Annotated in this window: 18 protein-coding genes; 5 read left to right on the top strand and 13 right to left on the bottom strand. The window is 30.7% G+C overall.

All coding sequences use genetic code 11. The features are described 5' to 3' along the window. Positions 1–41 precede the first annotated feature (41 nt). The 9 genes from G4Z02_RS05640 to G4Z02_RS05600 form a co-directional block, all read right to left on the bottom strand. On the bottom strand, positions 42–470 hold the full coding sequence (locus G4Z02_RS05640; RefSeq protein ID WP_258877039.1) for a hypothetical protein: 429 nt from the start codon (positions 468–470) through the stop codon (positions 42–44). Beyond that, complete coding sequence (locus tag G4Z02_RS05635) at positions 470–652, bottom strand: SHOCT domain-containing protein (protein ID WP_258877038.1); 183 nt, start codon at positions 650–652, stop codon at positions 470–472. The genes G4Z02_RS05640 and G4Z02_RS05635 overlap by 1 nt, the downstream gene beginning before the upstream one ends. A 148-nt stretch (positions 653–800) precedes the next feature. After that, on the bottom strand, positions 801–1,127 hold the full coding sequence (locus G4Z02_RS05630) for an SHOCT domain-containing protein (RefSeq protein ID WP_258877037.1): 327 nt from the start codon (positions 1,125–1,127) through the stop codon (positions 801–803). 51 nt (positions 1,128–1,178) lie between these two features. Continuing rightward, entirely contained in the window at positions 1,179–2,426 is a 1,248-nt protein-coding gene (locus G4Z02_RS05625; protein ID WP_258877036.1) for a sensor histidine kinase, read from the bottom strand. Further along, on the bottom strand, positions 2,419–3,102 hold the full coding sequence (locus tag G4Z02_RS05620; RefSeq protein ID WP_258877033.1) for a response regulator transcription factor: 684 nt from the start codon (positions 3,100–3,102) through the stop codon (positions 2,419–2,421). Before G4Z02_RS05620 ends, G4Z02_RS05625 begins: the two co-directional genes overlap by 8 nt. A gap of 147 nt (positions 3,103–3,249) precedes the next feature. Next, a complete protein-coding gene (locus G4Z02_RS05615) occupies positions 3,250–3,504 on the bottom strand; it encodes a metal-sensing transcriptional repressor (protein ID WP_258877031.1) in 255 nt (84 codons plus the stop codon). A gap of 35 nt (positions 3,505–3,539) precedes the next feature. Further along, positions 3,540–3,752, bottom strand: coding sequence for a heavy-metal-associated domain-containing protein (locus tag G4Z02_RS05610; RefSeq protein ID WP_258877030.1), 213 nt, complete (start codon positions 3,750–3,752; stop codon positions 3,540–3,542). A gap of 25 nt (positions 3,753–3,777) precedes the next feature. Beyond that, positions 3,778–6,252 (bottom strand): heavy metal translocating P-type ATPase, encoded by a 2,475-nt coding sequence (locus G4Z02_RS05605; RefSeq protein WP_258877029.1) that lies wholly within the window; start codon positions 6,250–6,252, stop codon positions 3,778–3,780. A 90-nt stretch (positions 6,253–6,342) separates the two neighbouring features. Continuing rightward, the gene (locus G4Z02_RS05600; protein WP_258877028.1) at positions 6,343–7,407 is read right to left on the bottom strand and encodes an iron-containing alcohol dehydrogenase family protein; all 1,065 of its coding nucleotides are present in this window, start codon (positions 7,405–7,407) and stop codon (positions 6,343–6,345) included. 138 nt (positions 7,408–7,545) lie between these two features. Between G4Z02_RS05600 and G4Z02_RS05595 the strand changes: the two genes are divergently transcribed. Further along, positions 7,546–7,947 (top strand): DUF302 domain-containing protein, encoded by a 402-nt coding sequence (locus G4Z02_RS05595; protein ID WP_258877026.1) that lies wholly within the window; start codon positions 7,546–7,548, stop codon positions 7,945–7,947. A gap of 69 nt (positions 7,948–8,016) precedes the next feature. Further along, positions 8,017–8,475: a thioredoxin family protein gene (locus G4Z02_RS05590; protein WP_258877025.1), complete on the top strand. Its 459-nt coding sequence runs from the start codon at positions 8,017–8,019 to the stop codon at positions 8,473–8,475. 100 nt (positions 8,476–8,575) lie between these two features. On the opposite strand, the gene G4Z02_RS05585 is transcribed toward G4Z02_RS05590, so the two are convergent. Both G4Z02_RS05585 and G4Z02_RS05580 read right to left on the bottom strand, forming a co-directional pair. Next, positions 8,576–9,835: a sensor histidine kinase gene (locus G4Z02_RS05585; RefSeq protein ID WP_258877024.1), complete on the bottom strand. Its 1,260-nt coding sequence runs from the start codon at positions 9,833–9,835 to the stop codon at positions 8,576–8,578. After that, positions 9,828–10,508 (bottom strand): response regulator transcription factor, encoded by a 681-nt coding sequence (locus G4Z02_RS05580; protein WP_258877023.1) that lies wholly within the window; start codon positions 10,506–10,508, stop codon positions 9,828–9,830. Before G4Z02_RS05580 ends, G4Z02_RS05585 begins: the two co-directional genes overlap by 8 nt. A gap of 118 nt (positions 10,509–10,626) precedes the next feature. Between G4Z02_RS05580 and G4Z02_RS05575 the strand changes: the two genes are divergently transcribed. The 3 genes from G4Z02_RS05575 to G4Z02_RS05565 all read left to right on the top strand — a co-directional run bounded on the left by G4Z02_RS05575 (position 10,627) and on the right by G4Z02_RS05565 (position 13,770). After that, positions 10,627–10,887, top strand: a complete 261-nt coding sequence (locus G4Z02_RS05575) for a heavy-metal-associated domain-containing protein (protein WP_258877022.1) — start codon at positions 10,627–10,629, stop codon at positions 10,885–10,887. Continuing rightward, positions 10,880–11,335: a thioredoxin domain-containing protein gene (locus tag G4Z02_RS05570; RefSeq protein WP_258877021.1), complete on the top strand. Its 456-nt coding sequence runs from the start codon at positions 10,880–10,882 to the stop codon at positions 11,333–11,335. Before G4Z02_RS05575 ends, G4Z02_RS05570 begins: the two co-directional genes overlap by 8 nt. A gap of 116 nt (positions 11,336–11,451) precedes the next feature. Continuing rightward, positions 11,452–13,770, top strand: coding sequence for a heavy metal translocating P-type ATPase (locus G4Z02_RS05565; protein WP_258877020.1), 2,319 nt, complete (start codon positions 11,452–11,454; stop codon positions 13,768–13,770). Positions 13,771–13,875: 105 nt separating this feature from the next. Here the strand turns inward: G4Z02_RS05565 and G4Z02_RS05560 are convergent, their stop codons facing one another. Next, positions 13,876–14,730 carry a ZIP family metal transporter gene (locus G4Z02_RS05560; RefSeq protein ID WP_258877019.1) on the bottom strand — a complete coding sequence of 285 codons (855 nt, stop codon included), beginning with the start codon at positions 14,728–14,730 and terminating at the stop codon, positions 13,876–13,878. A 58-nt stretch (positions 14,731–14,788) separates the two neighbouring features. After that, positions 14,789–15,376, bottom strand: a complete 588-nt coding sequence (locus tag G4Z02_RS05555) for a methyltransferase family protein (RefSeq protein ID WP_258877018.1) — start codon at positions 15,374–15,376, stop codon at positions 14,789–14,791. Position 15,377 lies beyond the last annotated feature (1 nt).

Genomic DNA, 15,377 nt, shown 5'->3' with positions numbered 1-15,377 from the left:
GAAATATGTAGAAAGAAAAAAAGGTTTGAGTTAACAAACCTTTAATGCATTCCCATTCCACCATGCCAATCATCTTCATCATCGTGATCGTCATGATCGTGATTACCACCATGGTTGTGATAATCTATTTCATTTTCTTCTAGAAAATCCATCAAATCATTCATGAAATCATATCTAACTTCATAATTATCATTAAGCTCTTCAAGTGTAATTGAATACTCTATAAGTAATTCATCAATTTTTCCTTGAACTAATAATAATTCTTCATCAGAAAGCTCATCTAACATGTGCTCTAAGAAATCACCATCACCATGGCATCCTCCACCCATGTGTCCATAATAACCATCATCTTCCATGTGCCCATAACCATCATAGTCTTTCGGGAACATTTCTGTGTCAGCAAGTTTATCTACTCCAAACCCGAAACCTGCTCCTGTTAATAATACTAAACCTATCTTGATTATATTCATTATCTTTTCTCCTTCAGGGTAGTTTTTAATTCTTGATATTCTTCGATACTAATTTCACCTTTAGCAAGTCTTTCATCTAGATGACTGTCAGCACTTCGACCTTGTATTGAACCCAAACTAAAGTCACCTTTTACTAGAAAATAAACCAAAGCTCCTATAATTACAAACCATAAAATCATCATAATTTCACCTACTCTCCTATGCTATGACCATGACATGATACACACTCATCTGCTAGTTCACGACATTCTTCAGGAACCTCTGTTCTTCCATTCAAGAATGTTGCAACTACAAATATTAAAACTATACCTACTAATAAGGCAATACCAATCATTTTTTGTTGATAACTCCTTTTATTTTTCGGTATTCATCAACAGAGATTTCACCTTTTGAAAGTCGTTCATCAAGGAAAGTCATAGAATAATCCTTGGATTCTGTTTTACTAGTTATCAAGATTAATGTCGAAACAATTATAATTGTATATGATATAAATACCAAACTACTATTTAAATAGTACGTGATCCTTGAATAATCATCGTAATATCCGTAATGATGATTCATCATTCCGAAACCATAATCTGTAAATAAATAATTATAAAATAGATATCCAATTGAAATACTTAATAAAACATAAATTAGTCCTTTTTTCTTTTTCATTTTTACCACCCACTTAGATTGTATACAATAAATATTAAAGAAATGTGAAGATTACAAAATAATTGTAAACTTCACATTTTCATTTATTAAATCTATACTAACTGAGCCGCCAATTGAGCTTAATAATAATCTACACAAATATAAACCATATCCTTTTCCATAACTATTATTGTCAAAACTTAATGATCCACGGAACCCCTTATTGAAAATCTTATCTTTTTCAATGTCATTAATATTTATTGGAGTAGAAATGAATTCGATTAGAACTCGTTCTTCATTCTTGACATTCACTTCAAATACAGATGAATCTTTAGAATAATAGTATGCATTTGAAATCAAATTATCAATCACCCTTACAAAATCTTTCTCACTCCATCTAAAAGTTATACTCTCTTCAATATTTTTGACAATTGAAATTCCTTTATTCTTAAAGATAGGGGCATACTCTTCAATCTTATTATTTAATATAGCTGAAAGCTCTATTTCTTTTGAGCTTTGTCGCTTATTATCCTCAATAATATCATTTAAGAGATCATTGATTCTTACAGCTGCTTCAAAGGATGTCTTTGCCTCTTTTTCATTTAATGTTTGTTTTTTAAGTACCTTTTCAAAATACGAGTATATTAAAGTTAATGGGGTCTTTATATCATGAGCTAACCCTTTCATATTCATTGATTTCTGTTCGGTTAACAAATCAATATTTTCAAGGTAGGTGGTGATAACTGTATGAATATGCTCGAATTCTGTATGATTAAAGTTGCTTTCATCAAATTTTTCACTATCAATAAGTTTTAATACATTTCCTATATCTTGATTTATCTCTTTGGTAGTTAGTCTGTTATTTCTCAATAGAATAACTATTGAAAATAGATAAATAATCAATAGTGATACATTTATGTATATTGTATTGGTTTCAATCGTACTCACTGTAACACTATCAGTATTATCGATAAATACCGTAAACAATCCTTTTGTCGTTTCAATGTTGTACTGACTTGAATATAGATGAGCAACATCAGATGAGTAAAGCATATTTTCGTTTTCATCCATGACTTCTATATGCACTTTGTGAATATGTGTGTAATGTTCGATATACTCTAGTGCCACTTCAACTTCATTCTCATTAATGATATGTGTTGTTATTTGCAAGAATGCAGCGTTCTCTTCTTCTACTTTATTCACAAGATAGTTATTGTTAATAATGTATAAAGAAATATTTATTACCAAGAATACAATTGTAATTATAATTGACAAAACTAATACATTCTTTTTGAATTTCTTGTTAAGAGATTTATTCATCCAAATCACCTATGAATGAATACCCTAATCCATAGACTGTCTTGATAATCTCTTTATTATAGACCTTCTTGATTTTCTTGCGTATGTTTCTTATATGAACATCGATTACTCTATCAAACACTTCATCACCAAATGCATATAAAACATCCATGAATTGATCTCTAGTTATGACTTTGTTATTTTCTTGAATAAGTAATCGAACCATTTGATACTCTACAGTAGTTAATGAAACTACTTTATTAGATAGTACTAATTCTGGTTTTCCTTCCACAAATACCACTTCTTTATCATTAAAAGTTTTAATGTTTTCCTGATAGTCTTTTTTAATAAACAGATTCTCAATCTTAATTAATACTTCATCTTCTAAGAATGGCTTAAACAAATAATCATCTGCACCTTTTTTTAGTCCTTCAAGTTTATCAGGGTTGGTTGTTTTAGCTGAAATAATGATTATATGAACATTAGATTCTTTACGAATTTCCTGTATAAACTCCTCACCAGACATTATTGGTAACATTAAGTCTGTTAAAATACATTCGATTTTGTTTTGCTTAAAAACTTCAAGGGCATCAAAAGCATTAAAAGTCGAGAACACTTTATAACCCGCTTTCGTCAATAGGTTTGTAATCACCTTATTTATATCCTTGTTATCTTCTAGTACTAATATATTTCTCATTTTTACACCTCTTTCAACCATCTTGTTAAACTACATCTAATTTATTCTAGACATTCTTATTATAACATATAACAAAATGTAACTAGTCTATATGAATTAAGAAGATAGGTCAAATCAACCTATCTTCTATTTAACTCAAAACTATAGTCATTTCAAGTACGTATCAATAATTTCAATTACTTCGTCAATTTTACTATTAGAATCACCATTTTCAAATGAGTTTTTCACACATCCTCTAATATGATCTTCTAAGATTTTCAAGTTTGCCTTCTTTAGCAAAGCCTGTGTAGCTAAAATCTGGTTCAATATATCGACACAATATCTACCTTCTTCAGCCATTCTAATAACTGCATCAATTTGACCTCGGGAAGTTTTTAAAATATTTATTGTCTTATTATCCATATTGTTACTCCTTTAAACTGTAATTTTATAATGACTTATTTTTTGATTTCTAAAAGAGTATAACCAATAGATCCAATACTCTCTTCAAATGTCAAGTCACTAACTTCATGATTCAACTGAACTATTGCTGTCTTTGAATCTACATTTACTTCAACACTTGAAACACCACAAATCTCTAAAAGTTTATTTTCAACCTTCATAGAGCAATGTTTGCAAGTCATACCTTCAATATGTAATTCTTTTTTCATATTTTTCTCCTTTAATATATATAATTTAAACTGATCTTGTAACTAATTTAGGTTCTATATCTTGTTTTTTCAATCTTAATGAGTTATATACTACATTTAGTGAACTCATGGCCATCGCTGCTGCACCGATAAGCGGATGTAGTAACCCTATAACTGCTATTGGAATAAATACCGCATTATAAATCCATGCCCAGAAGTAGTTTTCTTTAATCTTTCTAAAGATAGCTCTTGATAATCTTATTGCCGAAACAATTCCAGTTAGTTCTCCTCTGACAAGTGTTACGTCAGCTGCCTCTATAGCGATATCAGTTCCAGTTCCAATTGCAATTCCAACGTTAGCTTGTTTTAAAGCTGGCGCATCATTGATTCCATCACCGACCATTGCAACTGTACCAAACTTCTCTTGAAGACGTTTAACTTCATCAACTTTACCATCTGGCAACACTTCAGCAACCACATGAGTGATTCCTACTTTACGTCCAATTGCATTTGCAGTTCTTTTATTATCTCCTGTTATCATAACTGTTGTTAAGCCCATTTTTGTTAGCAACTCAATTGCCTGAGCAGATTCTTCTTTAATCGGATCGGCTACTGCAATTACTGCAACTATCTTATTCTCAAGTGCCATAATCATAGCTGTTTTAGCTTCTTCTTCTAGCTTTATTAAATCACTTTCAATTGTAGAGTACTCGATGTCATTTGTAGTCATAAGTTTACGATTACCAATTAGTACATTTTGTTTTTTAACGGTACCTTTTACACCCATTCCTACGATTACTTCAAAGTCTTTCACATTATCAATTTTAATACCTTCTATCTCGGCTTTTTCTACGATTGCATTTGATAATGGATGTTCTGAACCATGTTCAACTGAGGCAGAATAGAATAAAATGTCCGAATTTGAAGTGTTATTATATGAGATGATGTCAGTTACTTCAGGTTTCCCTTTCGTAATTGTTCCAGTTTTATCAAAGGCTACAGCTGTAACACTCTTAAATGTTTGGATAGCTTCACCATTACGAATTAAAATTCCTTTTTCTGCACCCATTCCACTACCTACCATCAATGCTGTAGGTGTACCAAGACCTAATGCACATGGACACGAGATTACCAATACTGCTGTTGCAGTAATAAATGATAATGTGAGAGGAGATAAATCAGGATTAACCCAAGGTAAGAATCTTGCTCCCCATTCAACAATACCTAGATGGAATCCAGGAAATAAATTAAATGAGATAAAAGTTAACAGAGTAATAATCATAATAGCTGGTACAAAATATCCAGTTATTCTATCTGCAAACTCTTGAATAGGTACTTTTGACCCTTGACACTCTTCCATCATTTTTACAACTTGAGACAAAAATGTATCTTTACCAATTTTTGATACTTCTACTTTTAATAGTCCTTGTTTATTGATAGTTGCCCCTATCAGTTCATCCCCAACTACTCTTTTAACAGGCATTGATTCTCCTGTTGCCATCGACTCATCAAGAAGTCCTTTTCCTTCTATGATAATCCCATCAGTAGGTACTTTTTCTCCAGGTCTAACAACCATTATATCTCCAACTTGTAAATCTGATACTGGCATTTCTACTTCTTTGCCATCAATAATTACTTTTGCTGTTTTCGCACCCATTTCTAATAATTTCTTAATAGCCTGTGATGCTCTACCTTTTGCACGAATTTCTAAATATTTACCAATAAGGTGAAAAGTCATGATTGTTGTTGCCATTTCAATAAATGTTGTAACGGGTATAAAGAAACCAAGTAGTCCAATTAGATAAGGAGGTAATGATCCCAACGTTACTAATACGTCCATATTAGGATTCCAGTTTCTTAGTGCTTTGAAACTTCCTTTATGTACGTGTAATCCTGTACCAAATATAATTGGTATTCCTAATATTGCTGTAATTGCGAGATAACCAGGGACTGGTGTAATAAACATGTGAACCACCATGATTATCATAATTAATGTAGATAAACCAATTGATATCCACATTTTTTTTGCGGCTTTTTTTATCTTGATTTCATCTTCATCTACATCTTCATTCGTGCTCTCCAACTTAATCTCATAACCAATTTCAGATACTTTGTTTTGAATATCAACTAATCTTAATTGATTTTTATCGTACTCTATTGTTACTTTTTCTACAGCGAAGTTTACATTTGCAGAAACGACTCCTTCAAGTGTATCAAGTATTTTTTCTATGCTGATAGCACAAGATGAACATGTCATGTTATCAACTCTCATAGTTACCTTTTCTATACTAGACTCTTTATTTATAACAGCCTTGTATCCAGCTTCTGAAACTGCAGCATAAATTTTAGATTCGTCTATCTTAGTAGAATCAAAAACAACATGCCCTTTTTCAGTAGCAATATTGACATTCGCTATTGAGACACCTTCTAAAGAATCTAACTTTTTCTCAACAGTATTTGCACAAGTACTACAAGTCATACCATCTATCTTAAAATCTAATGTGTTGTCTGTTTTTTTCATTTTAAATCTCCTTTAATATCAATTTATGCACCCCGTACGAGGGGGGGTGTTTATAGAATATACTTTAAATGTTAAGGAATTATGAAGTGATCAAAAAAGTACTCTTTTTAGATATTCATCTTCATCAAGAATTCTAATCGCCTTATCAATGTACTCTTGATTACTTAAAATAGTATATCTATTCTCCTTTATGAAAGGTGCCAATTTTATGGCTTCAACTATAACTGATTTCTTTATTTTCAATTCTTCAACATACTCCCAAAATCCGGTCTTAGTGAAAAACATGTTAATTTCCTTACTACAGTTTTCTTGAACACGGCTTACAATATACGTTGAAAGTCCAACTTGAATACCATGTGGATAGTTATTTATTTCTAGTACTTGATCAATTGCATGACTGATTAAATGTTCTGATCCACTTGAAGGTTTAGACGTTCCTGACATTTCCATTGCAATTCCACTCATTACCAAGGAGGTTAAAAGACTCTCGATAAATTTTTCGCTTCTTACATTCATAATAGGTAGACCCATTAAGGAACTGATGCTCTGAAGTGAAAAAATAACTGAGAAATCATCTTTTTGATTTCTGGTGTGTTTACTTTCTAACTCCATATCATATACAGCTGTTATATTAGACACACTATCTCCAATACCGGACATTATCATATGATAAGGACTGTTCATAATAATATTTGTATCTATAATTATTCCATATGGCATTTTAGCTGGAACACTTACTCTTTTATTATCTATATATAAGGATGAAAGAGGTGATGAAATCCCATCGTTAGAAGGTGATGTGGGAATACTAATCCAAGGTATTTTTCTTAAATAGCTAATGTACTTTGTTCTATCAATAATGCTACCTCCACCAATACCTAACAATAATTGAGTCTTATTATCTAAATTATATGCAGTCTTACTTAACTTTCTAAGTGAAAGATTAGTATCCACAATTAGGAAACTAAATTCTATTTTGATTTTCTTAAACTGCTTATCAATCCGTTCTGACAATATATTATGCATGTTTTGATCTATTATTATGATGACTCTTTCTATATTGTCATCAATTAATATATCCCCAATTAAATCAAATGAACCTTTTTCTATCTTAACAATACTTGGTATAGAAATTTTATGTGTTATACTTCTCATTTACAGCACCTCATTTACTTTTTTCAATAGGATACCATAACAATATTAAGAAAATGTGAACACTCTTTTTACTATTTCGCAATCTTAATATTTCTTTAACATTTATAGTCTATGATTAATTTGAAAAGGAGGAATAAAATGAAACTGTTCTATAAAATTGAATCAGACTATACTCTAGAAGAAACATTAGAATTAGTAAGAAATACAATTACATCTGCGAATTTCACAATACTCGCAGAATTTAACCTTTCAGATAAATTAAGGGCAAATAATTTGCCATATAGTGATGAATTAATTGTAATGGAAGTATGTAATCCATCATACGCTTATGCTGTATTAAATACTAAAGCTAACTCCAAATTTTTGCTCCCATGTAGGATAACTATTAATAAAGGCAAAAGAATATCAGTTGGAATTATGAACTATGAAGCTTTTGATGCACTTGAATACTCTTTAAGTGATGCAGAGCAATATGTTTTAAATGAGATTAAACAGGCAATATCAGTAGTAGAAAAGAAAAATAAGTTAAATATTAATTAGTGTTCATGATATCTAATACTTATGATTAGAAAAATAACCATTATTTAGTACTTAAGATAGGAGATTTTAATGGCAAAAAAACGAAAAAGACGTAGTAAAGACAACTTCATTAGAAATGTACTTATTATTTTTGGTTCAATGTTTGTAATATTAATAGGTATGTTAATTATTTACAATATAACTTCAGATGAACTAAAATATAAGGATTTTGAGAATGTATCATCATATGAAGAAGTAAAAAATATCAGTGATCAGAAATATTTACTATATTACTATTCAGATAGTTGCCCATATTGTCAACAGATTAAGGCTACTTCACTAAACTTCTTTGACGAAAACAAAGACGAGTTACCCGTATACATGTTAGATGCTGACAGAATAAGAGGATCAAAAGATAGTTTAAACTTACCATTTGGTGAAAGTCTAAGCTCAACACCTACTCTCATGGTGGTAGAAAATGGAATAATTACTCAATTTCTAGTTGGTACTGTAGAAATTCAAAATTATTATGACAATTATGGTAAATAAAAAAGTGTATGTTTGTGAAAATCAAACTTCGCTTTTTTTTGTTAGACTCGATTCTTAACGGATACATTATACAATGTAACTCAAAGCTTATCGAAAACACTTAATCTTCTATCCACTTTGGGAGGGTTATTTCAAATCTATTGAACTCCTGAGAACTAGTAGCTTTTATAGTTCCACCAGCCTCTTGGACTAATAGTTTTGTGATATATAATCCTATTCCGTTTCCTGTGTCGTCACCTTCTTCAGAAATCCTAACATTCTTTTCGAAAATCCTTTCCAAATTCTCATCATTAATTAACTCACCGTAATTTATAACAACAAGAGAGTATGTTTCACTTCCGTTAATCAACTGTACAGTCACTTCTGTATCTTTATCACTATAGTAGAATGCATTTGTGAGTAGATTACCTAAAACTCTTGAGAAATCTGTTCTATTCCATTCTACATACAAATCATCTAGTATATAATCTTTAATTTTCATGTTCCTAGAAGCGAACGATGATGTGTACTTTGGCAACTCCTTCTTTAGAGCTTTAGAAATATTAAATCTAGTACTTATACCTTGGAAATTCTCACTTACTAAATCACTAGCAGTTGAACTAAGATTTCTTAAAGATTCTAAAATGGCCTCTTTATTTTTGAATAACTCATCGGTTTCTGTAATGCCCTCAAGATGATTTAGCAAAATAGTTATCGGAGTTTTGAGATCATGAGCTAAAGCATTAAATCCATCTTTTCTCTTCTCCTGTAATAGATCTAATTTTGATGAAAACTCATTAAAAGTATCAAACAATCTAGCTAGTTCTTCATAATGAAAAGAGTTTTTCATTCGTTGTTTATTAGATATCAAATATTCTATTTGTCCTAAATCCGATAGTATTCTTTTGTTTTTTAATCTCCTAGATATAACAATGTAAACAATTGTTATGGTATATACGGATATTATAATGTAGTACATAATCATAATTTCTTTATCCCTTACAAGCAAAATCCTACTATTAGAATAATCAATTTTTATACTATATAGGCTTTCATTGACTTCAATGCTATAAATGGAAAACTCTTCAACGGGTTTTTCAGTTTCATAGATAATACTATCACTATCATCAGTTATTATAAGTTGAAGGTTGTTTACATGTGCATAGTGTTTCGCTAAATCAATCGCACTTTCTTCACCTGAAAACTTGAAATCGTGTTCAAAAAATTCAACAAAACGTTCATTTTCAATTTCAACTAACTGTTCTCGGTAATATTGATTAACTAAATAAGCTACCGAAGAAACACCGAATAAAACAAGGAAAAGAAATGAACCAATTAAAATTAGAACTCTTTTTCTAGACAATTTATATAAACTATTCATCAACTACACCAACTAATTTATAACCCATACCATAAACAGTTTTAATGTATTCTGTTGCTGTATGTTCTTTGATTTTTTTTCGAAGTTTTTTTATGTGTCCATCAATCACTCTGTCAAAAACATCAACATCGTCGTAATAGATATTTTGTAGAATGGATTCTCTTGTAATAATTTTGTTTAAAGACTTAACTAACTCACCCAATGTTAAATATTCTATACTAGTTAAGATGATTTCATTCTTATTAATTCTCAAGTTATTATTGTGAAAATCATAAATAAACTCCCCTCCATTTAAAGAGGTAGTGTGATTGCTTCTTGTGATCTTTTTTATATAGTTATTAACTTTTAATAACACCTCTCTTTTGTTAAAAGGCTTAGTTATATAATCATCGGCACCAAGTTCAAGCACCTTTAACTTGTCAGAATCATTTACCTTTGCTGTAATAGCAATAATTAGTCCATAGTAATCAACTCTTATTTTTTTTATAAATTGCTCACCACTCATTATAGGAAGCATCAAATCTGTTAACACACAATGAAATTTATCATGTTTGAATGCTTCAATAGCATCAAAGGCATTATAAAATGATGCTACCTCATAACCTTCATTTTGAAACGACTCACTTAGAATTCTATTTATTTCGATGTTATCTTCTAAAATCATAATCTTCATAACTTTACCTCCTAAATTATAATACAAACACATTTCCAACACATTTGAGATATAAAATACCAATGTATGAACGGATATTCATATAAAATTATAACACAAAAATAGAAAGAGGTGTATCATGTTAAAAAAAAGAATTGCTATGGAAAATCTTGCATGTAATGGTTGTACAAACAAAATAATCAACGAACTGAAGAATCTAAAGTATGTGAGTGCTGCACTTTTTGATTTCAATTCTCAAATTATGGAAATCACAGTCACCAATGACTTCAACTCCAATGAGTCATTATTGGAAATAAAAAAAATTGTAGACTCGATTGAGTCTGGTATCAATACTTATTTGTTAGAAAGTATCAAAGTCAAAGGTAAAGAATATGTCTAGGAAAAAACATAGAAAATCGGATCATTTTTTCAGAAATGTCCTGATTGGATTCGGTACGATTTTCCTTACTTTAATTGTATTGATAATTGTATTTGAAGCTTCATCAGAAGAACTAAAGTACTCAAGTTTTGATGAAATAAACAATTATGATGACATTTATTCAATAGATGATCAAAAATTTCTTCTATACTTTTACTCAGAAAGTTGTGGAGCATGTCAGAACATCAAAACATCCTCTTTAAGCTTTTTTAAGCAGTATGAAGATGATTTACCTGTATATATGATGGATGCAACTAGAATTAAGGGGTCCAAGGACATCCTAATTTTACCTTTTGGTGAGGAATTAACTTCAACTCCAACTTTGATGGTTGTAGAGAATGGTATAATAACTGAGTTCTATATCGGTACAGTAGAGATTTCAAACTTCTACTCCAGTTTCCATGAATAAATACTTACAAATATGTGTTTAACACATTTCCGACACATTTGAGAGTTAGAATCATTATATATGAGCAAACACTCATATAAGCAATTCTAATCAATTAACGAAAAGAGGTAAATACAATGATAAAAAAGATAATTATGGAAAACCTAATGTGCACAAGTTGTACAAGTAAAATCGAAACCGAACTTAAAAGTCTTTCATATATTGACAATGCTTCATTTAATTTCAACACACAAACCATGTTGTTAGATGTGACAGATAAATATAATGAGAATGAAGCACTTATTGAAATTAAAAAAATCGTAGATTCTATTGAAACAGGAGTAGATACGCATTTGCCTAATAGTGAGTCAACAAAGATGAAGAAAAGAATAATCATAAATGCTTTTCTTTTAGGAATAGTCATAACCTCAACAGCATTCTTATTTGAAAATAAAATGAATATTAATATCTCGATTGCATTAAGATGGATTGGATATATACTAATTAGTAAAAACATTCTTATAAAGACATTCAAAGGTCTTTACAGAAAAGACTTCTTCAATGAAAACACCTTAATGATTGTTGCAACAGTTGTTGCGATGTTACTTGGTGAATTTAATGAAGCAGTATTGGTTGTATTATTCTACACATTTGGAGAATTTTTGCAAAACAGAGCAGTTAAAAAAAGCCGTGGTGAAATAAAAGGGCTTGTTGATCTGAAAATAGAATATGCAAATGTTTTAATAAATGGTGAAACGATCATAAAAACTCCGGAAGAAATTAGTATCGATGATGTATTGCTTGTTAAGAATGGTGAAAAAATCCCAGTAGACGGTATTGTAATCGATGGAAATACATCAATTAATACCTCCGCATTAACTGGTGAGTCGAAATTGACAATAGTAAACAAAGGAGATGAAATCCTAAGTGGTAATATCAATGTAGGTTCAGTAATCAAGGTTAAGGCAACTAAAATGTATAAAGATTCTACAGTTGCAAAAATCATTGATTTAATTGAAAACTCAACAAATAATAAAGCAACACCTGAAAATTTCATTACTAAGTTTGCAAAAATATACACACCAACTGTAGCAGTTTTAGCGCTTCTAATGTTTACCATCCCTACATTGATAAATCCTTCCGGTATGGAAGTGTACTTGTATAGAGCTGCAATCTTTTTAGTTATCAGTTGTCCGTGCGCATTAGTATTAAGTATTCCTTTAACTTATTTCTCTGGAATTGGTGCTTCTGCTAGAAATGGAATCTTATTTAAAGGTAGTACATATTTAGATATGTTGGCAAATATTGACAATATTGCTATAGATAAAACAGGTACTCTAACAAAAGGTAATTTTACAGTTTCTAGTTATTCAAATGATGAAACGTTGAAGCTTGCAGCATCAATTGAAGCATTTAGTAACCATCCAATTGCTAGTTCTATAGTTGAATACTATAAAGGACCATTATATGAAGTAAAAGATGTAAAGGAAATTAGCGGAAAAGGTATATCTGGTATCATTGAAGGAAAGATTGTTTTAGTAGGTAACAGACAATTGATGAATGAAAATGATATTATCTATACTAACCTGAACGAAGATACAACATCAGTTCTTGTAGCTATTGAAAATGAGTTCGTTGGACAAGTAGTTATAGAAGATGAAATACACGAAACAGCAAAAGTAGCAATCGATAGCTTAAAAGGTATAGATATCACAATGTTGACAGGTGACAATAAATACATTGCAAGTAAAATAGCCAATGAATTAGGAATCAACTTCAAAAGTGGACTTCTACCTGAACAAAAAATTGAAGAATACAATAATATTCAAAGTGATCAATACAAGATGTTCGTTGGTGATGGAATAAATGATGCTCCACTATTAAAAAATGCAGATATTGGAGTAGCAATGGGACAAGGTAGCGAAATAGCTATTGATGTTGCTGATATAATAATTATGAATAATGACCTTACAAAAATACCCTTGGCTAGAAAAATATCTCTAAAGACTAAAAGAATAGTTTATCAGAATATTGCGTTAACAATTGGACTAAAATTCTTTGTAGTTTCCCTAGCGGCATTTGGGCTCAGTTCTATGTTGGCAGCTATATTCGCCGATGTGGGAGTTTCACTAATTGCTGTAATAAATAGTTTACGTATCATTTACTCAAAAGAATTCAATAATAAGTCTAACCAAAAAACTAATCACTCAAATCGTATTTTTGAACTTTGTTCAGATATAGTAATTTACAGTATTCTAGACTTTCTTTCTAGTGGAGAGAAATCAGCAGATAATCTTTATAATCAAATCAAAGTAAAAACGTCAAGAATAGAGAATCGAATTAAGTTATTAAAAGAAGAAAAACTAATTTCAGAGAAAAAGATTGATGGTGTCACTTACTACTATTTAATTGATAAAAGTATCTTTGAGATGTTAAAATTTAGTACTGTTAATTAATAACACTTAGCTTTGAAAACTAATCATTTGTGAATGCATAATAATAACTCAATTAAAAAATACCCTTCATTTTATATGAAAAGGGTATTTTTATTTTACGATGTTCTATCCTAAAGCTACATCCAACATCATCATAACTGAAAACCCAATCATTGCGCCTATGGTGGCGATTTTCGTTGTTTTTAACATTTGAGATTCTGGAATCAATTCTTCAACTACAACATAAATCATTGCCCCAGCCGCGAAACACAAACTGAATGGTAATATCTGTCTCATAGAGATTGCGAGAAAAGCACCAATAACTCCTGCGATTGGCTCTACCATACCACTAAATTGCCCTATTGCGAAAGCTCTTCTTCTAGACATTCCTTCGCGACGTAATGGAATTGATACTGCTGCTCCTTCCGGAAAGTTTTGAAGACCTATTCCAATTCCTAAGGCAACAGCTCCACCAATAGCAGCAGACGCTGCTGTTGAGGTCCCAAATGCACTTGCTGCATACCCAAACGCTACACCAACTGCCAACCCCTCAGGAATATTATGAAGAGTTATTGCTAATACCAAGAGTACACTTCTTCTCCATGATGAAGGCAAACCTTCCTTATGATGAGATTCAATATGTTCATGTGGAAGATATTTATCAATCAAAAGAATGAATAACCCTCCTGAAAGAAATCCTAACACAGCCTGTAACCATGGTGTAAAGAGTATATACTGAAAAGTCCCTTGCGCATAGTTCACTTGTAACTCTTCTGCTAATCCTATTCCAGGATTTAATAAGCTCCAGAATGATGCAGCTATCATAACACCAGCACTAAAACCTAACATCCCATTAAAAACCTTCTTAGGAACGTTTTTAAACGGGAATACTAATGATGATCCAAGGGCTGTAACACCCCAAGTAAACATAGTTCCCAGTAGTGCAGCTAATATTGGATTATTAAAGATCCATTCATTCATAGTAATCACTCCATTCATAATATAATTATACCATAGAATGAAATATTAAAAATAGGCTTTACATTCCTGTTTTCTTTTTTCCAAAGTACCTTCTAACATTGAGAAAATACTGTTTGTAATCTTCGCCAAAGACTGAAGGTAGTGTTTTTTCCTCAGTTAGTATTTGAAGGTGTAAAGAGACTATAGCAATTACACTCACTATCAAAAGAAAGTAAGAAAAATATGATAATAATACTCCAACATAAACTAAGTCAAAACCTAAAAATGCTGGATTTCTACTAAAGCCGTATATCCCTTTGGTGATTAGTTCAGTTTTATCATCGGTTAATCCAGCTCTCCAGCTGTCTCTCATAGTAACAATTGAGATAAAAAACACAATAACTCCTAATGTTCCAATTACAAGGCCTACATACCTATATGTGGTATTTAATAAAGACCAATTTAGTATAATAGAAATTACTTGTACAATAACAATTGTAGTGGTTATAATTCTTAAAACTATTTCTTGGAACACAACTCTCTTGTTATGCTTATATTTACCAAGTTGGTTGGTTTTAATACCTTTTCTACTTTGAATGAACATCTTCCCAAAATAAATCAAATAGAACAGTGTTATTACTATAATTGTATAAATTTTTATAAGCATC

The sequence above is a fragment of the Candidatus Xianfuyuplasma coldseepsis genome (assembly GCF_014023125.1).
Taxonomy (GTDB): Bacteria; Bacillota_I; Bacilli_A; order Izemoplasmatales; family Izemoplasmataceae; genus Xianfuyuplasma; species Xianfuyuplasma coldseepsis.
Note: the sequence above shows the minus strand (reverse complement) of the source record. Positions and strands in the feature narration are given on the sequence as shown.